Source organism: Christensenella tenuis, from assembly GCF_014287795.1.
Classification (GTDB): domain Bacteria; phylum Bacillota; class Clostridia; order Christensenellales; family Christensenellaceae; genus Christensenella; species Christensenella tenuis.
In genome coordinates, this window is sequence record NZ_JACOON010000005.1 from 283,505 (window position 1) to 304,847 (window position 21,343).

24 protein-coding genes are annotated in these 21,343 nt (G+C 50.6%); 15 read left to right on the forward strand and 9 right to left on the reverse strand.

The genetic code is table 11. The features are described 5' to 3' along the window. Positions 1–4: 4 nt before the first annotated feature. The 8 genes from H8S18_RS10835 (at position 5) to H8S18_RS10870 (ending at position 7,502) form a co-directional block, all read left to right on the forward strand. Entirely contained in the window at positions 5–1,534 is a 1,530-nt protein-coding gene (locus H8S18_RS10835; RefSeq protein ID WP_186858282.1) for an Rne/Rng family ribonuclease, read from the forward strand. 113 nt (positions 1,535–1,647) lie between these two features. Further along, positions 1,648–2,256 (forward strand): 50S ribosomal protein L21, encoded by a 609-nt coding sequence (rplU, locus tag H8S18_RS15125; RefSeq protein WP_186858283.1) that lies wholly within the window; start codon positions 1,648–1,650, stop codon positions 2,254–2,256. Between the two features lie 35 nt (positions 2,257–2,291). After that, positions 2,292–2,546 (forward strand): 50S ribosomal protein L27, encoded by a 255-nt coding sequence (gene rpmA, locus H8S18_RS10845; RefSeq protein WP_082989456.1) that lies wholly within the window; start codon positions 2,292–2,294, stop codon positions 2,544–2,546. Positions 2,547–2,777: 231 nt separating this feature from the next. Then, positions 2,778–4,733, forward strand: coding sequence for a DHH family phosphoesterase (locus H8S18_RS10850; protein WP_186858284.1), 1,956 nt, complete (start codon positions 2,778–2,780; stop codon positions 4,731–4,733). A 2-nt stretch (positions 4,734–4,735) separates the two neighbouring features. Then, a complete protein-coding gene (gene rplI / locus H8S18_RS10855) occupies positions 4,736–5,179 on the forward strand; it encodes a 50S ribosomal protein L9 (protein WP_186858285.1) in 444 nt (147 codons plus the stop codon). Beyond that, entirely contained in the window at positions 5,172–6,554 is a 1,383-nt protein-coding gene (gene dnaB, locus H8S18_RS10860; RefSeq protein WP_186858286.1) for a replicative DNA helicase, read from the forward strand. Before rplI ends, dnaB begins: the two co-directional genes overlap by 8 nt. Further along, positions 6,551–7,039 carry a GNAT family N-acetyltransferase gene (locus H8S18_RS10865; protein ID WP_207721744.1) on the forward strand — a complete coding sequence of 163 codons (489 nt, stop codon included), beginning with the start codon at positions 6,551–6,553 and terminating at the stop codon, positions 7,037–7,039. Before dnaB ends, H8S18_RS10865 begins: the two co-directional genes overlap by 4 nt. Positions 7,040–7,160: 121 nt before the next feature. Beyond that, the gene (locus H8S18_RS10870; RefSeq protein ID WP_186858287.1) at positions 7,161–7,502 is read left to right on the forward strand and encodes a hypothetical protein; all 342 of its coding nucleotides are present in this window, start codon (positions 7,161–7,163) and stop codon (positions 7,500–7,502) included. A gap of 213 nt (positions 7,503–7,715) precedes the next feature. Here H8S18_RS10870 and H8S18_RS10875 read toward each other — a convergent pair whose 3' ends face one another. The 5 genes from H8S18_RS10875 to H8S18_RS10895 all read right to left on the reverse strand — a co-directional run bounded on the left by H8S18_RS10875 (position 7,716) and on the right by H8S18_RS10895 (position 10,215). Further along, positions 7,716–8,135: a hypothetical protein gene (locus H8S18_RS10875; protein ID WP_186858288.1), complete on the reverse strand. Its 420-nt coding sequence runs from the start codon at positions 8,133–8,135 to the stop codon at positions 7,716–7,718. A gap of 40 nt (positions 8,136–8,175) precedes the next feature. Then, positions 8,176–8,724: a permease prefix domain 1-containing protein gene (locus H8S18_RS10880; RefSeq protein ID WP_186858289.1), complete on the reverse strand. Its 549-nt coding sequence runs from the start codon at positions 8,722–8,724 to the stop codon at positions 8,176–8,178. Positions 8,725–8,747: 23 nt separating this feature from the next. Next, positions 8,748–9,260, reverse strand: a complete 513-nt coding sequence (locus tag H8S18_RS10885; RefSeq protein ID WP_186858290.1) for a permease prefix domain 1-containing protein — start codon at positions 9,258–9,260, stop codon at positions 8,748–8,750. Continuing rightward, positions 9,260–9,592: a PadR family transcriptional regulator gene (locus H8S18_RS10890; RefSeq protein ID WP_243165124.1), complete on the reverse strand. Its 333-nt coding sequence runs from the start codon at positions 9,590–9,592 to the stop codon at positions 9,260–9,262. The genes H8S18_RS10885 and H8S18_RS10890 overlap by 1 nt, the downstream gene beginning before the upstream one ends. Before the next feature lie 107 nt (positions 9,593–9,699). Then, positions 9,700–10,215: a nitroreductase family protein gene (locus tag H8S18_RS10895; RefSeq protein ID WP_186858291.1), complete on the reverse strand. Its 516-nt coding sequence runs from the start codon at positions 10,213–10,215 to the stop codon at positions 9,700–9,702. Between the two features lie 157 nt (positions 10,216–10,372). Between H8S18_RS10895 and H8S18_RS10900 the strand changes: the two genes are divergently transcribed. Further along, positions 10,373–11,281: a pseudouridine synthase gene (locus H8S18_RS10900; RefSeq protein WP_186858292.1), complete on the forward strand. Its 909-nt coding sequence runs from the start codon at positions 10,373–10,375 to the stop codon at positions 11,279–11,281. A 31-nt stretch (positions 11,282–11,312) separates the two neighbouring features. On the opposite strand, the gene H8S18_RS10905 is transcribed toward H8S18_RS10900, so the two are convergent. After that, positions 11,313–11,984, reverse strand: a complete 672-nt coding sequence (locus tag H8S18_RS10905) for an RluA family pseudouridine synthase (RefSeq protein WP_186858293.1) — start codon at positions 11,982–11,984, stop codon at positions 11,313–11,315. After that, complete coding sequence (locus tag H8S18_RS10910; protein ID WP_186858294.1) at positions 11,981–12,838, reverse strand: class I SAM-dependent methyltransferase; 858 nt, start codon at positions 12,836–12,838, stop codon at positions 11,981–11,983. Before H8S18_RS10910 ends, H8S18_RS10905 begins: the two co-directional genes overlap by 4 nt. A gap of 118 nt (positions 12,839–12,956) precedes the next feature. Here H8S18_RS10910 and ispE point away from each other — a divergent pair, with 118 nt between their 5' ends. Both ispE and H8S18_RS10920 read left to right on the forward strand, forming a co-directional pair. After that, a complete protein-coding gene (gene ispE / locus H8S18_RS10915; RefSeq protein WP_186858295.1) occupies positions 12,957–13,814 on the forward strand; it encodes a 4-(cytidine 5'-diphospho)-2-C-methyl-D-erythritol kinase in 858 nt (285 codons plus the stop codon). Continuing rightward, complete coding sequence (locus H8S18_RS10920; RefSeq protein ID WP_186858296.1) at positions 13,811–14,509, forward strand: Dph6-related ATP pyrophosphatase; 699 nt, start codon at positions 13,811–13,813, stop codon at positions 14,507–14,509. The genes ispE and H8S18_RS10920 overlap by 4 nt, the downstream gene beginning before the upstream one ends. A gap of 24 nt (positions 14,510–14,533) precedes the next feature. Here the strand turns inward: H8S18_RS10920 and H8S18_RS10925 are convergent, their stop codons facing one another. Continuing rightward, positions 14,534–14,902, reverse strand: coding sequence for a DUF4180 domain-containing protein (locus H8S18_RS10925; RefSeq protein WP_186858297.1), 369 nt, complete (start codon positions 14,900–14,902; stop codon positions 14,534–14,536). Positions 14,903–15,015: 113 nt separating this feature from the next. Next, entirely contained in the window at positions 15,016–15,729 is a 714-nt protein-coding gene (locus tag H8S18_RS10930) for an SGNH/GDSL hydrolase family protein (protein ID WP_186858298.1), read from the reverse strand. A gap of 315 nt (positions 15,730–16,044) precedes the next feature. On the opposite strand from H8S18_RS10930, the gene H8S18_RS10935 reads away from it, so the two are divergent. From H8S18_RS10935 to H8S18_RS10950, 4 genes are all read left to right on the forward strand, one after another. Beyond that, positions 16,045–16,896: a substrate-binding periplasmic protein gene (locus tag H8S18_RS10935; RefSeq protein WP_186858299.1), complete on the forward strand. Its 852-nt coding sequence runs from the start codon at positions 16,045–16,047 to the stop codon at positions 16,894–16,896. A gap of 4 nt (positions 16,897–16,900) precedes the next feature. Next, a complete protein-coding gene (locus tag H8S18_RS10940; RefSeq protein WP_186858300.1) occupies positions 16,901–17,404 on the forward strand; it encodes a hypothetical protein in 504 nt (167 codons plus the stop codon). Between the two features lie 147 nt (positions 17,405–17,551). Continuing rightward, on the forward strand, positions 17,552–17,785 hold the full coding sequence (locus H8S18_RS10945; protein ID WP_046442406.1) for a hypothetical protein: 234 nt from the start codon (positions 17,552–17,554) through the stop codon (positions 17,783–17,785). A 278-nt stretch (positions 17,786–18,063) separates the two neighbouring features. Continuing rightward, positions 18,064–21,270 (forward strand): PD-(D/E)XK nuclease family protein, encoded by a 3,207-nt coding sequence (locus tag H8S18_RS10950; protein ID WP_186858301.1) that lies wholly within the window; start codon positions 18,064–18,066, stop codon positions 21,268–21,270. Positions 21,271–21,343: the final 73 nt, after the last annotated feature.

Consider the following 21,343-nt stretch of genomic DNA (forward strand, 5'->3'; position numbering starts at 1 on the left):
TGTGATGATGAAAAGAATCATCGCCGACGCCAATGCGCATGAAGCGCGCGTAGCCCTCATGGAGGGGAAAGAGCTGGTGGAAATCCAGGTTGAAACGCGCGGAAAAGAGCGACTTGTCGGCAACATCTACAAGGGAAGGGTCGCCAATATTCTTCCGGGAATGCAGGCGGCGTTTATTGACGTTGGCCTGGATAAAAATGCGTTTTTGTATGCGGGGGATATCCTGTGCGATGAATCGGATTTTATTTTCGAAGAAGGCGCGGATGAAGCGCCCATTAAGAAGAAACTTGAAGTCCCCAATATCAAGGAATTGCTGAAACCCAACCAGGAAATCATGGTGCAGGTATTAAAGCAACCGGGCGGCACAAAAGGCGCGCGCGTCACAACGCATGTTACGCTGCCAAACCGGCTGCTTGTTTTGATGCCGACAGTCGATCATGTGGGCGTTTCCCGCAGGATTGAGGATGAGAAAAAACGGGAAGAGCTCAAAGAGCTCCTTTCGCGTTTGAAACCGGAGCACATGGGCGTAATTGTGCGTACGCTTGCAGAGCAGGCAACGGAAGAAGAAATTGAGGCGGAGCTTAAATTCCTTGTGCGCCTGTGGCAGAAAGTGCAGGAAAAGGCCGATTTTGTGACGGCCCCGCGCCTGGTACACGCGGAAGAGACGCTTTTATTCCGTACGGTACGCGACATGTTTACGCCGGATGTAGATGAATTCATTATCAATGACAAAGACTACTATGAAAAGGTGCTCGCGGTTGTGAACATCGTTTCGCCGGGAATGGAAAAACGCCTGAAGCTGTTTGAGCACGGAGGAAATATCTTCGACTATTATGAAATAGAAGACAAGATCGGCAAGGCGCTTGGGCGCAAAGTATGGATGAAAAACGGCTGTTATCTTGTCATTGACGAGACGGAAGCCCTGACCGTTGTGGATGTGAACACCGGAAAATATATCGGCGAGGACAACCTGCAGGACACGATCCTGAATGCGAACATCGAAGCGGCGCAGGAGATTGCGCGGCAGCTACGGCTGCGTGACATCAGCGGGATCATCGTTATTGATTTTATTGATATGGAGTCTGAAGAAAATAAACACAAGGTTGTGGATGCACTTAAGGAAGCGTTGAGAAATGACCGCACGAAATCAAATGTGCTCGGTATGACGGAGCTGGGGCTTGTGGAAATGACGCGCAAGAAGACGCGACGCAGGCTTTCGGCGCTGACGCAGGCTACGTGCCCCTGCTGTAATGGTTCGGGCAGGGTTTACAATCTTGAAAATATGGCAATGCGCGTGCGCAGGGAAATTATACGCAGTGTTCCGCCGGATGAGCAGGGCATGTTTATCGTGGATGTAGCGGATACGCTTGCGGATTATATTATATCGCGCAATAATCAGAACCAGGCGATTTTGCCTCACTATGAAAATGCGCACTTTTTTATCCGCAGCACCAAAAACGCACACCCGGAACAAATTATCGTTACCCGTGTAACGGACAAAAACGCGCTTTCCGATACGCAGGTTTTCTGTTGACAGTAAAAGCTGCGTATGGTAACATATTTAATTGAGCCGCTCGCATAGGCGTGAACGCGTATTTTTATAATACGGGCCGAGTGCGGCGAGACTGGGTAAGGGAGGTAAAGGTCATGTATGCAATCATCAGGTCCGGTGGGAAACAGTATAAAGTGGAACCCGGCATGGTAGTCAAGGTTGAAAAGCTGGATGCGGAGGTCGGTTCTGAAGTATCGTTTGAGGCGATGATGACGTCTGACGGCAACGCAGTCCAGGTTGGACAGCCGGTTCTTGCAGACGTGGTAGTTAAGGGTAAAGTGCTTGCGCAAGACAAAGCGAAAAAAGTTATTGTGTTTAAGTATAAACCCAAAAAAGATTACCGCAAAAAGCAGGGGCATAGGCAGCCGTATACGAAAGTCGAAATCATACAGGTTGGCTCGGAAGTAGCAAAAGCGAAACCTGCTGCTGCGAAGAAAAAAGACGACGCAGCACAGACAGCCGAGGAAAAGAAGACGGCTATATCGGCAGCGCCGAAGGCTGCGGCAGAGAAAAAGCCCGCAGTAAAGAAGACGGCTGAAAAGCCCGCGGCAGAAAAGAAGCCCGCAGCAAAGAAAACAGCTGAAAAGCCTGCGGCGGAAAAGAAGCCTGCGGCAAAGAAAACAGCTGAAAAACCTGCAGCGGAAAAGAAACCTGCTGCGGCAAAGAAAGAAGAAAAAGAAACTGCCGAAAAAACGGCGGAGTAATCCCGGAATTTACGTAGAAACGAGGTGTTATTCTAATGGCACATAAGAAGGGCGTAGGTAGTTCGAGAAACGGACGTGATTCTGAATCCAAACGCCTCGGCATTAAGCGTTCGGACGGACAGTATGTACTCGCGGGCAACATTTTGGTTCGCCAGAGAGGTACGAAAATCCATCCCGGCAACAATGTGGGCCGCGGCAGCGACGATACGTTATTTGCTCTTGAGAGCGGTATCGTAAAATACGAGCGCAAAGGCAGAGACAAAAAGCAGGTCAGCGTTTACGCGAACTAAAAGTGTAAAAAAGCATCCTTAGCGGGATGCTTTTTTTGTACTTAAGAATAGAATATCCCCTGAAGCGGGAAGAAGCGGCTGGGTATTTTCTGGCTTAAAACGGATGGCGAAGGAGCCGGAATGGGGGAAGGGATGGACTGCAAGAGTTGACGAACCGCGGGAAAAGCTATAAGATAGAACTAACTCTATTATGGGGGAGTGCCGCCTTGTACCGGTGGAAACAGGGAAAGAATGGATAAGAAAAAGCGCAGTATTTATATTTCAACTGAATTAATCCTGATCTTGGTGCTGCTTGCTGCCGCGATCCTGATTACCATGCTGATGGAGCCATATGAAGTGCGTACGGCGGTAATCGGCGCGATTTTTGTCGTTGTCGTGATTTATTTTATCGTATCTACCCTGCGTAAGGAACGGTGGTTTACTATCGCGGGACGCATTCTTACGGACTGTTCGGATCAAATTGACAAATATGTGAATGCGGTCACGATGCCGACGGCAATCACGAAGAAAAATGGTGCGATTGGATGGCATAATCCGGCGTTTTCCATGCTTGCGGGCATGCGTTGTGAAGGAAGGAATATTTTTCGCATTTTTCCGCAGCTCATGAAACCGGCGGCGGACAGAAAAGTAAAAATCGGAAATATTACGTTTGTTAAAGAAGTGATTCCTGCAAAGCTGAATGGCAAGGACTATATGATTTACCGGCTGATCGATGTAAACAATACATACGAGGCCTCTGACCTGTGCCGTATTGTGACGGCTGCGGTGTGCCATATCCAAGTAGACGCCTATGGCGATCTATTGCGCGGCACGGCACAAAACGACCATGCAAAAATTGATGCGGAAATCGACCGGATCATTGGAAAACAGACGGCGAACCTGCATGGGGTTTATCAGAAATATGACCGCGATAAGTACCTGATGTTTTTCGAGAGGCGGTATCTTTCCTCGCTGATGCAGGGGAAATTTGCCATCCTGAACGAAGTGAAGGGGATTCCCACCGGAAACACCGCTGTACTGCCGACCCTCAGCATTGGCGCGGGTGTGGGAAACAGTCCGGACCAGGCGAATAGCAGCGCGGTGGCCGCGCTCGAGCTTGCATTGGGCCGCGGCGGAGACCAGGCGGTTTTAAAAGATGAAACGGGATATAAATTCTATGGAGGCGGCCAGCAGGCGATTGAAAAGCGTACGCGCGTAAAGGCACGCATGTTTTCACACGCGTTAAAAAACTTGATGGAACAGTGCGAACGGGTTGTGATTATGGGACACTCGGTGCCGGACCTCGACTGCATGGGGGCTGCACTCGGGATTTTTGCATGTGCGCGGCAAGTGGGAAAACGCGGGTATATTGTCCTGGATAAGCCAAATGCGGCGGTGCAGGGGCTGGTTGATGAAATGAAACGGGATCCGGATTATAAGGGGGTTCTTGTGACGCCTTCGGAGGCGGAACGGCTGCTGGAGGAGCAGGCGATGCTCGTTGTGGTAGATACGCAGATTGGTGACTTTACCATCGCGCCGCAGCTGATCCCAGAGGCGGATACGCTCGTGGTGATCGACCATCATGTGCGCGGAACCACACACATTGAGTCGCCGACGCTGTCGCTGTTTGAGCCTTATGCTTCCTCTACGGCGGAAATGGTCACGGAGATTATCGAATATTTTTCCGAAAAAATTTATATTAAGCCGCTCGAAGTGGAGGCGCTGCTTGCGGGAATCACCATCGATACGAAGGGATTTTCTTTTAAAACGGGTGTACGGACCTTTGAGGCTGCGTCCTACCTGCGCAAGCTGGGAGCGGACACCACAACCATCCGTCATCTTTTCCAGGACGACCTTGAAACGTTTTCCACCCGCGCAAGCGTCGTGCAGAATGCGGAAGTAAAGGATGGCATCGCGATTTCGTGGTGCCCGGACAATGTGAAAAACCCGCAGCTTCTTGCCGCACAGGCGGCAGATTCGCTGATTGGCATTCGCGGTATCAATGCGTCGTTTGTGCTATGCGACCAGGGCGATACGATTGTCATTTCCGGACGGTCGATCGGCGGGATTAATGTGCAGCGTATTCTTGAAAAACTTGGCGGCGGCGGACATGCAACCATTGCGGGCGCCCAACTGAAGGGAATTGATAAGGAAACTGCATCAGGGGAGTTGCGGCAGGCCATAAACGATTATAAAAAGGAGAGCTGAAAATGAAAGTGATTTTGACAGAAGATGTAAAAGGCAAAGGAAAAACCGGGGACATTGTGAATGTAAGCGACGGTTATGCACGCAATTTCCTGTTCCCCAAAAAGCTTGCAAAGCAGGCGACGGCACAGAACCTGAACGCCGCGACAATTGCGCATGCGGCTGAAAAACATAGAAAAGACGTAGAAAAACAGGATGCGAAAGAACTTGCGGAGCGGATTTCGGGTATGACGCTGACAATCCCCGTAAAGCATGGCGGGAACGGAAAGTTGTTCGGGGCGATTACGGCAAAAGAAATTGCAACCGAACTGGAAAAGAAAATCGGCGTACCGATTGATAAGAAAAAAATTTCGGCGCCGAATATTAAAGAACTCGGGGAATACGACGTGAACGTAAAAGTTTATGCGGAGGTAAGCACCGCATTTAAAGTAGAGGTTGTCGATGGCTGACGGAGCTGCAAGCAGTATACCACAGGGACGGATTGCCCCCAATAACCTGGAAGCGGAACAATCTATCCTGGGCAGTATGCTATTGAATGAAAAATGCGTGTTTGAGGCGATGGAAGCCTTGCACGAAGCGGATTTCCATCAACAACAGCACCGCAATATTTTTCGTGCCATGGACGAGCTTGTGCGTGAAGGAGTCGCCGTGGATATGGTGACGGTCAGCCAAAAGCTGGAGCAGGAAGGGCATATGCCTATGGGCGGCATGGAATACCTTTCGAACCTTACGATGACTGTACCGTCGGTTGCCAACTTAAAGCATTACATCCACATTGTCAAAGAAAAAGCGTCGCTGCGGGAAATGATCGACGTGTGCATGAAAATTTCGGACGATTGCTATCGTGGGGAACAGGACGCGCGGGAAATTGCAAACACCGCCGCGACGGCGATACTGCGGCTTGCGCTTCAGGATGAACGAAGCTCAATGCAGCACCTTTCGGCGGCGCTCCAGCAGAGCTATGTTATCATCAGCGAAGCGATGAAAAATAAAGATGGACTCATGGGCCTTCCTGCGGGTTTCCCACTGATGGACAAGATGCTGTCCGGCTTGCAGGGAGGACAGCTGATCGTTATTGCGGGACGTCCGGGTATGGGTAAAACGAGCTTTGCAATGAACATGGTGGAATATATCGGCCTGACGCAAAAAGCGGTCTGCCTTGTATTTTCGTTGGAAATGTCGGCAGACCAGCTTGCGACGCGCATGCTGTGTTCGCAGGCGAAGGTGGACAGCCAAGACGCCCGTACGGGCAAGATTGGCGCGGTGGAGATCAATAAATTTGCCGAGGCTATGAAAGAGCTTTCGGGTACGGAGATCTATATTGACGATTCTGCATCCATTACGCCGACGGAAATGCTTGCCAAGGCGCAAAGCTTGAAAAAGAGCAAGGGCCTTGGCCTCATTGCCATCGACTACCTGCAGCTCATGCAGGCAGGCGGCCGGGCGGAAAGCCGCCAGCAGGAGGTCGCGCAAATCACGCGAACCCTTAAAATTATGGCAAAAGAACTGAATGTACCGATCCTGCTGCTTTCCCAGCTTTCCCGTGCGTCGGAGAAGCGGGACAAGAAATCGCGGTACCCGATGCTTTCCGACCTGCGCGAATCGGGTGCAATTGAGCAGGACGCAGATGTGGTCATCTTCCTGCACAGGGAGGATTACTATCCGGAAGACAAAACGCCGGAGAATATGGGTAAGGCACGCATCATCATCGCCAAGCAAAGAAGCGGCCCCACGGGGGCGATCTCAATGCAATGGCAGGGTGAATATACGAAATATATGGAAGTGGATTATGTCCACGATGACGAGGAGGCGCCGGAATATTGATTACGAACCAGTGGTTCTGTGGACTTTCAGACGATGCCCGTAAGATCCGTGAAACAGTATTTGTGGAAGAACAGGGATTTCCGCCGGAGGAAGAATTTGACGTGCTTGACGATCAGGCGATGCATGTTGTGATTTATGATGGGGAACGGCCGGTTGGTACGGGGCGTGTGTATCACGATGGAAAAACATTCCGTATTGGCCGGCTGTGTGTGTTGAAGGAAGAGCGCGGACAGGGAATCGGCGACCTTATGATGCGTGTATTGCTCGTGAAAGCATTTGAATTCAACCCTACGCAGGTGCGCATCGACGCCCAGGCCCATGCCAGGACTTTTTATGAAAATTTTGGCTTTGAGCAGGACGGGGCGGAAATAGAGGATGCGGGCGTTCCGCATATTCCGATGCGCGTCACAAAAGATACGCTCGTTTTTAAAAGCGGCTGTGGCAAGGAAATGCATTTCAAGGAAATTTTTCCGGACAAGGAATGAGCGCATGTATGCGGTTTTGGTAATTTGTGCGGGTATATTCGTGTCCGGCCTTTTTCTTCTGATCCGCGGTTTATACCGGAATAAAATCAAAAAACATATTTTTCAGTATGGGAAGGCTTATATGGGCCGGGTTGTCTTCCTGGAGGTGCACTTCAATCCTGAAGGCACAAGAAAATATAGCTGGCGGACGGGGAATGAAACGTACAGCGAGGTTCCGATGTTTCGCATTGACGAGATTGAGCTTGATGGGGAGCCGCTGCTGGCGGAGTCGATTGACCGCTGCAAGTGTGATAAATATTTGGAAGGCGACGAGGTTGAGGTTTTATTTTTGCCCGGGTATTCCACAAAGGTAGTGATCCGTGAAGAATACGAAACTGGAATGAATAATTGGGAAGCAGGCGGTATCTTACTGCTTGCCCTAGGCCTGATTGGCATTTTGTATTTCATTAGGGCACGGTTTTAGGAAAAAAAGAAAATAGCGGTAAAAAAGGGTTGTTTCGATGAGGAAAGACCAGGAGAAAAACAGGCGGGTGCGCGGCATAAGCCTGTTTTTTGCTGCACAATAAAACGGAATCGGTCTGTTTTTTCGTTGCAGGACTTGTTTTCATACGGATTGCCTTCCGTGTGCGTATAGCGGGTGACGGAAAATGCAGCGGAATGGACGCAAGGCTTTCGCTCAGGATTCAAACGCGATATAAAGCCCAAGCCCGCCTTCCGTGATGCTGACACCAAGATGGATACCGTCCTTCCGCAGCACGATACCTGCGGAGTCGGAGTTGCTGTCGCCTGCGATCTCATGGAATCCGTTTTCTTTCAGTGTTTCTATATAAAGCTCTCCTTGTTCCCGTGAAATCTCTTTTAGGAAGAGGGAATAATATCCGTCTGTTTCATCATACACCGCATAATCCGGCATGCCTGCCCGCGGCCGGGGAATTGCCTGCGTATACCTGTTGTCCGGCCATTCGGAAAGCTGTTCGCTCATAAGAGAGGGCGCATCAGCGGATTGCGCCGCCCCGCCTGCAGGAGCGGCGAGACAACCTGCCGCCAAGCAGGCGGTACAAAAAACAGACACGATCAATAGTATCGTCTTTCTCATTGTTGATTCCTTTCGGATTGGTTTAAAAAATAAGCTGGCATCAGGGGCGAAGCCCGGTATTGGGTCTGCGGATCTTCGGCAGCAGGAACAGGCAAAGCGTTATGGCCGCAAAAACGAGAAAGAGCAGGAGCAATGTATTGGGCCGTGAAGTAATATAAGTTGTTGTCGGCCCGTCCACTCCGCCGATGACGGCGCTGCCGGTATCTGCCATCACAATACCACCGCTTCCGTCGTACAGGATGGAGGTTGATCCATCCATATGTGAAGCAGACAGAAGCGCTTCAAAATATGGATATATATTGGAAAACCCAAGAAAGCAGGTGATGCCAAGGCACACGTATTTCAGGAAAACCAACGGATGTGGACGGTGGATCCGGTTCAGCCTTCCCGAAATGACGGCCGCGGCCCCCATGCGCGCGGCAGCCTCCCATTCCGCACAGTCCTGAGAAAAGCCCTCTTCCATCAGTTTTGCCACTTTATGCTCCATATGGTCGGAAAGTTCCTCGCGGAATTCTGTCCGTACCCTTTCGGAACGGATCGCGCTGCATACGGAATCAATGTAATCCAATGCGGTTTTTCCAAGTTTCATGCGTTACCCTTCTTCGGTGTGTTTTAAGCGTGACGAACGCTGCGCATATGCGCTTTCCCTGCATGGCGCCGGATTGCCGGAATAACAAAGAGCAGGACGGAAACAACCAGCGGAAGCCAGAAGAAGAGGCGATAATCGAAAGAACCGTGTTCGGTCATAATCATTGGCTCCGGCGTGAAGAAATTGACGCCGTCCGGCAGATAACCCCGTAAACAGGCAGTTCCCCAGGCGCATGCATTCCAGATGCCGGCAGACGCCGCCAGTGTGAGGAAAATAGTCCGCAAAACAAGCAGTAGGGAGGAATTTTCCTTGTGTACGATATTCATTTCCTGCGCGGGTACGTCCGCCGAACCCATGCGGACGATGGTTTCCGTCTCTGCATCCTCTTGGGAAAGCCCCGTTTCTTCCATCAGGCTTGTAACGCGTTCGGCTGCGTGACCGAGGAGCTCTTCCCGGAAGCTTTGCCTCGCGTTGGCGGATTTAATTTTTTCGCATACCTGTTCCGCATAATTCAATACGGCTGTACCGGGTTTCATTATGCCTGATCTCCTATCATACTTTCCATCGCGGTGGAAAATGTGCGCCATTCCCTTTTTTTAGCGTGCAGCTGCTTTTTGCCGCGTTCCGTAATCTTATAGTATTTGCGCAGCCTGCCGTTTTCGGCCTTAACCGCATAAGACTCGATGTATTCGTCTTTTTGCATAGCATGCAAAACGGGATAGAGCGTGCCTTCCTGAAATTCAAAAACGTTGCCTGACCGTTCCGCCAGCTCACTGATGATCTGGTATCCGTACATATCCCTGGCTTCCAGCAAATGAAGGATCAAAAGAGAGGTTCCCACGGAGGTCATGTTTTTATCAAATTTCAAAAAATCATTCCTTTCTGTGAGATTTGGCTTAAAAAAAATACCTTGAATATCTATGCTTTGATTATACATAGGTATTCAAGGTATGTCAAGCGGCACGGGATATGAATTTAATATTTGTCCCGGTGTACGCGTTCCTCCACGATTTCCGGATGCGGCTTTCCATGTTCCGCAGGATGGCCGACTGAAATTACGCTGAATGGAATGATGTCTTCCGGAATTTCGAGAATGCGGCGTACGCCTTCCGGCCCTTCCTTCGTAGGATAGCACCCAAGCCATACCGCTCCAAGGCCGAGGCCTTCCGCCGCAATCAAAATATTCTGCGTGGCGGCCGAGCAGTCCTGAATAAAAAAATCTTTGGTTGAACCCTGGTAATCGCGCAGGTTTGCACATACGACGATTGCAAGACCGGCGTTTTTCAGCATCGGCCAATAAGGCCGCACCGTTGATAATGCTTCCAGGCGTTCCTTATCGCGCACAACAATAAATTCCCACGGGCGGGCGTTGCGGGCGCTTGGGGCGCTGAAGCCGGCTGAAAGCAGAAGTTCTTCATGCTCCCGGGAAACAGGCTCGCCCGTATACTTGCGTACGCTCCTCCGGTGAAATACACAGGATAATTGTTCCATAATCAAAACCTCCTAATCTACGGTGAAATATGTATAAACAAGTTTACTATAACTTATCCCCGTTCAATTTGCAAATTTGATATACAGGTACTATAATACAATATGTGGTACAGAAAAGAATGCCGGAGCACAACCGGAGGCGTGAAGGGAAACATACATGATCAAGCTGGAAATTACGCAGGAACATCAGGGACTTCGCATCACACAATGCGTAGCGGACTTTTTACCGGAACTCGCTTCCCTGAATCTCAAAAAAATGATCAAGTCCGGGGATATTAAGCTGAACGGATGCCTTATTAAAAAAGATTTTGAAGTAGAACAGGGAGATATTATCGAAGTCTATGTCCCTGTCGAGGTTCAGCGTTTTCCCCTGCTTGACATTGTATACGAGGATAAAAACATCATTGTATTGAACAAACAGCCGGGGACGGTAGTCGTGGGCCGGGTTGACCAGAACACCCCCGAGCTGATGTCTATGGTGATTAACTACATGCACGACGCGGGCGAATACTCTGAGGAATCGGGATGCATACCGTTCGCCTGCTTTAAGCTCGATATTTACACGGGCGGACTTGTGATGTTTGCAAAAAATGCGGAATACTTCGAGGCAATACGCGAAGCAGTCCGCCAGCGCAGGCTGCAACGTACGTTTCGCGCCATTATCAAAGGATGCCCGGACTATGAGCGGGGCGAGTTCCAGCATTTTTATGTAAAGGACGGGGAGGACAAGTACCGGGTTTCCCAAAAAAAAATGCGGGGATCGGTTCCGATCTATACGCGTTACCGTGTTCTTGAAAGCAACGGCATTTTCAGCATTGTGGAGATCGAACCCGTAACGCAGTATTTAAATCAGGAGCGTGCCCATATGGAGGCGGCAGGCTTCCCGGTTTTGGGCGACCAGCTGTATGGAGACACGCGCACCAACAGGAAGCTGGGAATCAAATACCAAGCGCTGTGGGCAAACAAAATCAGCTTCAATACGGGCGTGAATAACATGCTCGAATATCTTAACGGAAAGACGATTGAAACGGAAGATATCGATTTCCCGCTGGTAAATTTTGAATGAGCGGAAGGTATGGATTTTCGCGGGATAAAATTTAAGGGATGTGAATTTCAAACAGGTTCCACGGAAAATAGCCGGGCGGAGGGCATGTGAATGCCATCCGTTCTTTTTTTGTGGGGTGCAGGAAGGAAAGGCTGTACGCCCACAAACATAGTTTGGAATTTTCCACCCCGCCATATTTTATATCCCCAACAAGCGGCGCTCCCGCGTGGGAAAATTGTACGCGGATCTGGTGGGGCCGGCCGGTTTTGAGGAAAATATCCGCGAGAAAATAGCTGTCTTTTTCTTGAACCATACGGTAGGAAAGCTCGGCCTGTTTCGCGCGCGGCGTCCCCCGAGGGACGACGCGCGTCCTGTTTGTCCGGCTGTCTTTTAAAAGCGCATCAGAAAACGCACCCTCCGGCGGTAGCTTACGGGCGGTGATTGCGTAGTAACGTTTGGCACAGGAATGATCCTTTATTTGCGCGGACAGGCGTGCGGCCGCTTTTGATGTGCGCGCAAAGACCATCACGCCGCCTGCCGGACGGTCAAGACGGTGCACGAGGCCAAGATATACCGCGCCGGGTTTATCATATTTTTTTTTGATATATTGTTTCATTAAGGTTAAAAAGTCCATATCGTGCGAGGCATCCGCCTGTGAGGGCATATTTTGCGGTTTGACTGCAACGATTATATGGTTGTCTTCGTATAAAATTTCCGGGATCATATGTGCCACCTTGTCGTTGTACCGCAGGGCAAAACGATTTGCTGTCCTTTTACGGGCAGGCAGAGGTCGCCCGCGTCAATCGTGCCCCTGCGTCCATTAAGGCAGATATTGAGGAGGTTTTGGCACACAATGGAAGAAAGCCCGGTGGTGTAAGAATTAATGATGAAAAAGAGCGGCGTATCCGAGAGGAGTTTTGCGGTCTCGCACACGAGGTGAAACAGATCATCCTCGGTACGGAACACTTTACCGTCCGCGCCGCGCCCATAGCTTGGCGGATCCATGACAATACCGTCATAACGGTTGCCCCGGCGCTGTTCGCGCAGCACAAACTTCAAGCAGTCGTCCGCCAGAATGCGGACAGGACGGCCTTCAAGACCGGACAAAAAAAGGTTTTCCTTTGCCCATCCGTTCATGCTTTTTGCCGCATCGATATGCGTAACCTGCGCGCCAGCCTGCGCGCAGGCAAGCGTCGCTCCTCCGGTATATGCAAACAGGTTGAGGATGCGCGGCCGGAAGGAAGCTCTTTCGATCATCTTTGCCATGAAGTCCCAGTTGGAAGCCTGCTCGGGGAAAAGGCCGGTATGCTTGAAGCCGGTAGGACGCACATAAAATTTCAGGCCGCCGTATGTAACCGTCCAACGTTCGGGCAGCTTTTTGATAAAATTCCATTTACCGCCGCCGCGTTCGCTGCGAATATATTCCGCATGCGCATCCTGCCACAGCGCCGGAGCCTGTTTTGCCCAAATCACCTGCGGATCGGGCCGGGCAAGAACCACATCCCCCCACCTTTCAAGCTTCATTCCATCGCCCGTATCGAGCACCGTATAATCCTGCCATCCATCCGTTAAGAACACATTGCACCTCGTTTGCCGTTAAAATCATTATTACTGCTATTTTAACACAAATATGTGCATGGATACTATACTATCATATATGCTATAATATTTCTGCCAGAATTCACGGAGGCGTCTTATGAAACTGAACGCATATGCGAAACTAAACCTGTCGCTTGCCATTACCGGCAGGCGCGCAGACGGAATGCATGATCTTGATATGCTGATGCAAAACATAACGCTTGCGGACGAGCTTGAAATTGTCCCGGCGGATAAGATTTCCCTGCAATGTGACGGAGTGGCGGCGGACGAGCGCAATACGGCCGTGCAGGCGGCCCGCCTGTTTTTCCGGATGACGGGAATACGCGGCGGAGCGCGGATGACGCTGAAAAAGAACATTCCGGCGCAGGCGGGGCTCGGCGGCGGCAGCAGCGACGCCGGAGCCGTATTAAACGCGCTCAATGCGCTTTATGGGGCAGGGCTCTCCGAACAACAGATGATTGACGCCGCGGTGCAGATCGGCGCGGACGTACCCTTCTTTATCCGCGGCGGCTGCATGCGCGCGCGGGGGATTGGCGAACTCCTTACGCCTGCCGTCAACCGCTGCGGTTTTTCTTATCTGCTCCTCAAGCCGCAGGAAGGCGTTCCCACGGGGCCTGCCTATGCAAAATACCATGAATGCCCTGGCCGGGCGCCGGATATCGATGCGGTTGCGGGCGCCCTTGAAACGGGAAACAGGAATGCATTTTTCCAGGCGGCCGGAAATTCACTCCAGCCCGCGGGCATTGCGCTCTGTCCGCCGGTGGATACGGTTTTGCAGGCATGCATGGAATATGGCGCGGATTTTGCCATGATGACAGGCAGCGGGAGTTGTGTGTTCGCAGTATTTCCCAATGAAGAAAAAGAAGAAAGGGCCTTTTTGGCTTTTTCCCGGAGATATCCTTTTTGTATCAAAGTACATGATACCGAAAAGGCATACGAGGTATTGGAACGATGAATGAAATCCGTAAGGAAAACATATTAAAAACGAGACAGGCGCTGGAGGGAAACCGATTCATATGTTCCTACAGCGGCGGGAAGGACAGCGCGCTCGCGTTATACCGGGCAATCCAGGCAGGCGGTATTCCGCAGCAATTGATTATGACATATAATATCGATGCGGGAAGGACATGGTTCCACGGGGTGCCGGAGCAAATCATCCGGCGGGTGGAAGAGGCGATGGAGATTCCCATCCAAAGAATGCGTACGCGCGGCGAAGAGTATGGTGTGCGGTTGGAAGAGGAGTTCCGTGCACAGAAAAAGCAAGGTGCGGACGTCTGTATTTTTGGCGATATCGATCTTGACGAACATCTGGCATGGTGCATGGAGCATTGTGCACATGCGGGAATAACGGGCCTGTTTCCGTTATGGAAGGAAGCGCGGGACCAGCTTGTGTATGAATTTATCGACTGCGGTTTTACCGCACATATCACAGTACTGAATACAGAGAAAATGAGCGAACGTTTTTTGGGTGCGAAGCTTACGCGGGAAGTGGTAGACGCGATCCGCGCGGAGGGGGCGGATATCTGCGGGGAGAATGGGGAATACCACTCTTTTGTTTCGGACGGCCCGGTTTTCCGCCAGCCCGTCCGGTATTCTTTCGGCAGGCCGATCCGGCAGGGCGTTTACGCGATTATGCCGCTTGAAGGATGAAGCGCGCCGCCGGGGGATGAGCGGCTATTTGGCAAGCGCAAGCACCTGGACCGCATCTTCTTTGTTCGGAACAAAGAAAAAATCATTGCCTTGATTGCTCTCATAAATAAAATCATGCAGCGGTCCCTGCGTATATGAAGAAAAATCTCCGTATACGGCAAATTTCACCTGGTAATTGATGAATTTTTGCAGGATTTCACCCGCAAGCCGGGTGGAAAGCTTGAAAAAATCGCCGGGGAGGGCTTCTTTATTCACGGCGATGCGGGTACACTCTGTTTCATACTGGACGGTGCTCATAAAGTCAAGCGCAGACGATACGTCCGTAAACAGGTGGTCAGTGCTGAAAATGACGGCGATATTCAGGCCGCCGCTGTTTGTTATTTGAAGATCCATTTTATTGTTCCCCTCTATGCTGTAAAATAGAAATAAGGAGTGTGAACCGTATGCGGCCACACCTTGTTTTTCCACTGCCTGCAAAGAAAAAATAAGAAACGGCGGAAGGCTTCTTATGCCATCATATAGCCTGCATGTTTTCCGATGTAATCCACAAAAGTTTGTTCCATCAAGGCCTGGCCGGCTTCATTCGGATGGATGCCGTCTGCGCAGATCAATCCACGGTAGTCCGGCTGCCGCAGGAACGCCCCGCGCACATTAATCATGTGCGCACCTGTTGCCTGTGCAACTTTTTCAATAGTATAGGAGTATTTTTCCTGCCACCAGTAAATTTTGGACACGTCGTGCAGCCATTTCAAAATGTTGTGCGCGCGCTGCGGGTCATTTTTCGTGAACCAGCGGAAATAAGACGGAGCGTTGAGCGGAGGCAGGTTCATCAGCGCAGGGATTTTATTCAGTTTTTTCAATGACTGCACCATGCGCAGGATGTTATCTTCAAACATCTTGACGGGCGTATTGGGAAGGTGGACGGCCATCGGGTCTTCGGCTACCTCGTCCCATTTGTAATCACAATCGTTCCCGCCGTATTCGATCAGCACCAAATCCGGATTCAGGTCGGTTAGTTTTTCAGCCAAAAGCGCCTGCCCATAGCCGGAGGTCGTTCCAAACTTGGAAAGGTCATGGACGCTCGGGCGAATGATGGATTTCAGCCTGCGGATAAAACCGTTTTTTGAAAAAATATAACGTTTCTTTTCCGGATGGAATACGACGCCTTTGGCGACGGAATCTCCCATAACCAGAATCGATTCAACAAAATTTTGAGCCATTCTTCGTTTCCTTCTTATCATGGTTGCAGTTCAACGCACTGCCGTGCGGAACACCGGGCAAAAACCGCAGCGGTATTTTGGTGGGGCGCGTTATTTTTTGAGACGGCGCCTTTACCCGTTTCCATTATATTACCCCAATTTATCATTTTAAAATCATTTTTACAAGGGGGAAGCAGGCAAAATTGCGTGAAACAAAGGTATATTGCATGAAATCCCAAATTGTTTAAAAAGAATTTAAAATTTCATTTGCCTGCGTTTGTTGAAAAACAGAATAAAAATCATTATAATCATTATAACGAAGCAAGGAGATACGGTTTGAGAAAATACTCCAAAGAGCGCCGCCGTGAAACACCGGCGCGCAGGTTTGTACAAGCAAATAAGAAAAAACTGACCGCGCTCCTGTGTGCCGCTTTGGCAGTTGTGGTCGTTGTTCTTCTTTTTATGAATCTTGCAACCAAGCAGGGATTTGAGTCCAGTTTTCTGATGACGCGCGATACGGTAAGGATTGGTGTGCGCACGGATGTCGAAGGATTTGGCAGCGTGGACGAGAATGGAAACCTTGTCGGGTTTGACCGGGATTATATCGACGCGATTTTAAATGAACTGCTGGGCGGGCAAACAAAAATGTATGAATATTTCCCGCTCACCTCGCAGGATGCGGGCGGAGCCATCAAGTATGGGACGGTCGATATTGCGCTTGGCCTGCTTTCGGATGGAACGGACAAGACGAAAGGGTTTACGCTGACAAAGCCGTATTATACGGACGATGTAGTGGTCGTGACGCGGGCCGATTCCCGCGCACAGGGACTGGAAGATATTGAGAGCGAGGCGATCGGGCTTTTTTCGACAGCGGTGCCCTCGGCAGATTTCACCAAGCATCTGGAAAGCCAGGGATTTGAATTCGAGATCCAGCGCTATTCGGATTTTGAGAGCGCGATGCTTGACCTTGATGCCGGGCGCGTTGCGGCGATTGCCATGCCGCGCGCGATGGCACGGCAGTTTGAAGCGGCAGGCTACCGGATTCTTGCCGATCCCGCGTATGAAGTGGGCTACAGTATTATGCTCCCCACGGGGCAGAGCGCAGTTGAAACGGAATTCAACCGGATAATCGACCAGTTTGAAGCGGATGGAACAACGCTTGCACTGGAGCAAAAATGGGGGTTATGATCCATTGACGAGGGATATGGAAGAACAGGAATTTGAGCGGGAATTGGAAAAACTTGCGCGGCAGATGAATAAGCTTGAGGAACTTCCGGACCTGATTGGGGAAATGAAACGGCAGAGCAGGAACATGACGGAAGCCGAAAGCAGGATGCGCGGGCTGGTGGAAAATTCGGCACGCCTTGTAAGCGGGATGATTACCATACTGGAGGCTATGCAGCGCGAACAGATGCAGATTCGCTATTCTTTGCTGGAAAAGACGGGAGAACTGAAAAAGCGGGTGGATCTTTATTCGGAAGAGACAAACGGCCGCCTTGCCGCACTTGAACGTCAACAGGCGGAAAATATGCGCCGTACAGAAGAAGCGCAGGCCGCCCTGTTCGAAAAACTGGAGAAAAAAGAGAAAGCGGGACAGAAGAAAATCCGCTCCGGCCTTCGGACGGTAAAAGTGCTGGTTGCGGTGTTTGGAAGCGCAATCGCCGCCCTTCTTCTCCTGTTTCATTTTTGGATATAATTACAAAAATTTCATTAAAATGTTTACCGGGATGCGAATGTGGTTATATTGACATTAGGTAGGGCTGTGTGTTACTATTAAACACATAGGGTGAGCTCCAAAACTCCCCGGAACCCACAAATAAAATGTGTCAGGAGGACAAACGGAGTGAAGATTAAAAACATTAGCGAACCGCAGAAATTCTTTGAACTTCTCAAAGACTGCAAAGGCAAGGTAGAACTGGTTACGTCGGAAGGCGACAGGCTGAACCTGAAGTCGACGCTGTGCCAGTATATTGCACTGACGCAGATGTTCAAGGATGCACAGATTGATGAGCTAGATCTGATTGTATCCGAGCCCGAGGATTTAAATCTCTTGCTGAATTATCTGGTAAGAGGTTAAAAACCCTTACGAAACACCAAGGCTATGGTCTTAAAAAAGACGATAGCCTTTTTTGTTTTCGTTATTTTAAGATAGGCAGCTCTAAAGCGGAGAACGGGTAAAGAGCGCCTGCTGCGGAATGCGCCGCAGACCGCGCACTTCCATGCGCGACGAGACGAGAGGAAGCGCCGGCCTTGAAACGGAAACAGCGGAAAAAACTTGTGCAATTTCACAAAATTTGGCGCAGGTCCATGCTATAATAGTAAAAAAGCGGCAAAAACCGGAAGAAGGAGCGGGCTATGGGCGTTACCTTTGTGCTTGGACGCACCGCATCGCAGCGGGACGAACGGGTGATTGAAAAAATTAAACGAATTGCGAAACAGGATCCGCTTGCGGACGTTCTGGTTGTGGTGCCGCCGCAATCCACCTATATTACGGAAAAACAGCTGATGCATGCGCTTGGCGCCAAGGGACTGATGGGCGTATGCGTACAAAGCCCGGCCCGTATTGCCGACCGTGTGCTGGAAAGCACCTATGGCAGAACGATTACTGGTATTGACGGGGCGGGGAAAAGCATGCTTTTGCGTTCCATTCTGGACGAAGAGACGCCAAATCTTTCGGCGCTTGCGCGATGCGCGGGAAAAAATGACCTTCCGGTGCAACTGGCAGATCTTATTTCTGAACTGAAAACCCTCGACGTTACGCCGGGCATGCTGCTCGAGGTGGAAACAGAGCATGCGGCCACGCGGGAAAAGCTGAAGGACATCGCCCGCCTGTATGAACGTTTTAACCGAGCGGCGGAAGGACTTTTCGATACGGAGGACAGGATCAACCTCGTGATCGACCATATTCCCGAAGCGGACTTTGTCAGGCGTTCGCACCTTGTGATCCATGGGTTTGACATCTATAATGCCCAGACTGTACGGTTTATGAAGGCATTGATGCGTACCGCAAAGGATACGGTAATGTCTTTTTACTATGCGCCTTCCAGCGCGCCGGACGCCGAAATATACGAGATTTGTAACGAAAACAGGAATAAATTCTTTGCGGATGCTATGAAACTCGGCTTGGAAACAGAAATTGTGACGGAAGACAGGAACAGTTCGGAAGATATCCTGCACATTGAAAAAAACCTGTATGCCTATCCGGCGCAGCGGATGGAGCGGGCCCGGAATGTGAGCGTCACACATGCGGCGGACCGGGAGGAAGAAGTGCGTGCGGTATGCGCACAAATCGTGTGGCTGAATCAAAAATATGGGTATGCATACCGCGATATGGCGGTGGTGTGCGGAAGCGCGGAACGGTATGTGCCAACTATTTTGCGGATATTCAGGCAGGCGGGCGTACCCTGTTTTGCCGGAGAAAAACGGACGCTTGACCAATGCGCATTCAGCACCTTCCTGCTTTCTTCGCTTGCGCTTGCACAGGGGAAACTGAAAAAAGATACGCTGCTCGCGCATGCGAAGACCGGACTGACTCATTTGACGGAGCAGGAAACATATGCGCTTGAAAATTACGTTTTTTCCAACGTGCGCGACGGATTTGCATTCACTTTTCCCTTTCGGGAACCGGAGGCGGAACGCGCGCGGGCAAAGCTTATGGAGCCGATTCTCAGCCTGCGGGAGTCCGCAAAGAAGGCGGAAACCGCAGGACAGCTTATTAGCTGTGTAACGGACTACCTGAGCACGCTCGATACGGCAAAAAAGCTCAGCAGACAGATGGAGCGGGCCCGGAAAGCCGGACTTATGGAAAGCGCGGAATGGACCGCACAGGTGTTTGATAAAACGATGCGTATTTTAAAGCAAGCGCAGGAAATCCTCGGCGATACGCCGATGAAAAAGGCGCAGCTATCCGGTTTGCTGAAAACAGGGCTGCGTGCGCAGAAAGCAGGCGTGATTCCACCGGGGGCAGATGAAGTTGCAGTGGGAGAAATTTCTTACATCCGCATGGGGGAAGTCAAAGCGGTTTTTGTACTTGGAGCAAACGACGGTATTCTGCCGAATTATGAGCAAAGTTCGGATATTTTAGCGGATTATGAACGCGAATTGCTTCTTTCACAGCTTGCGGGGCTTACCTTCACAGGAAATGTGGAAAAACAAAAACTGGCGATCTTAAAGACGTTTACGAAGCCGAGCGAAAAGCTTTTTTTGAGTTTTGTTGACGATGGCAGGGAGAAACCGTCTCCGCTGCTCGATAAGCTGGGCGACCTGTTTGGAGAAATCAAGCAAAATGAAGCGTGCAGGCTTGCGTTGATGCTCAAGCAGAACGCTTACCTGAAAACGGCGCAGGCCCTCCGGTCTTTCGGGAGCGGCCAGGGACTTACCTGTGCGGAAGAAATTGCCTCCGCCGTGCTATGCGATGATGAATTTCCCGAAAAGCGGCGCGCGATTTTGTGGGGAGCGCAGAGCGTTAACGCAGCACGCAAGCTGAAACCGGACACAGCGGCGGAACTGTATCGTGAGATGAAGGGCAGCGCAAGCAGGCTCGAGAAATATTATGAGTGCCCCTATAAACATTTTATCGGCTATGGACTCAGGGTAAACCCACCCCGGGAGTATACCATCGATCCGCTGGATATTGGGAATTATGCGCATAAAATACTCGAAACCCTAACGCTGCGGCTGCGGGAAACGGGAAAACGCTGGGCGGACATGCCCGAAGAACAATTCGACGAGTATTTGGCGTACAGCGCAAAGGAAGCGCGTGAAGAGCAAAGTAAATATACGCTTAACAAACATAATGAGAATGTGCTCCGGGCAGTGGAGCGGGAAATAGAACTTGCGGCCCGCGCAATCCGTAAACAATCGGGACAATCCATGCTGCAGCCGCGGGAAAGCGAGTGCTGGTTCAAAAAAGAATTTACGGACGGCCTTGCGCTTACGGGAAAAATCGACCGCATCGACACGGCAGAACTGGACGGCGCTTTGTATTTTGAAATTGTAGATTATAAAACGGGCGAACCCCATTTTTCCCTGCGGGAACTTGCGGGAGGGCTGTCTTTGCAATTGATGATTTATATCATGGCCGCGGGGGAACTGCTGGGGGAAGATGCGGAATTTGCGGGAGCGAATTATTTTAAAATCCACCTTCCGGATTTTGGGGAAGAAGGAAAAAATCCGGAAGACGATTTTGATATGGAAGGCGTGTGCGGCGTGGATTTTGATACCGCCCAGAAGCTTTACGGCGGCGCGGGGGATACTGTGTTTACCATTGCGATCAGCCGGAAAAAAGATGGAGAAATAAGACAGAGCGCAAAAGACAGGATGTTCTCGCGCGGGGAAATGAAAACGCTTCTGGCCTTTACCAGAGAATTGGTGGAGCGTGCCGTCTGCGAGATGAAAGAGGGAAATACACAGATTCGTCCCTACTCTATGGACGGGAAGACCGGGTGTGATTATTGCGAATTTTCGGGCGTATGTATGTTTGACGAAGCGTACGCGGGCAATGGAATGCGCGTTATTGGGCCGGTAGACCGCAATGATTTGCTGGCCGAAAAAGAGGAGTAGAGGATGCGCGGACCCCGGCGGTAATATGGTTGATAAGGTGTATTTTCGCCGGATCACTTATGGACGAAGCAGG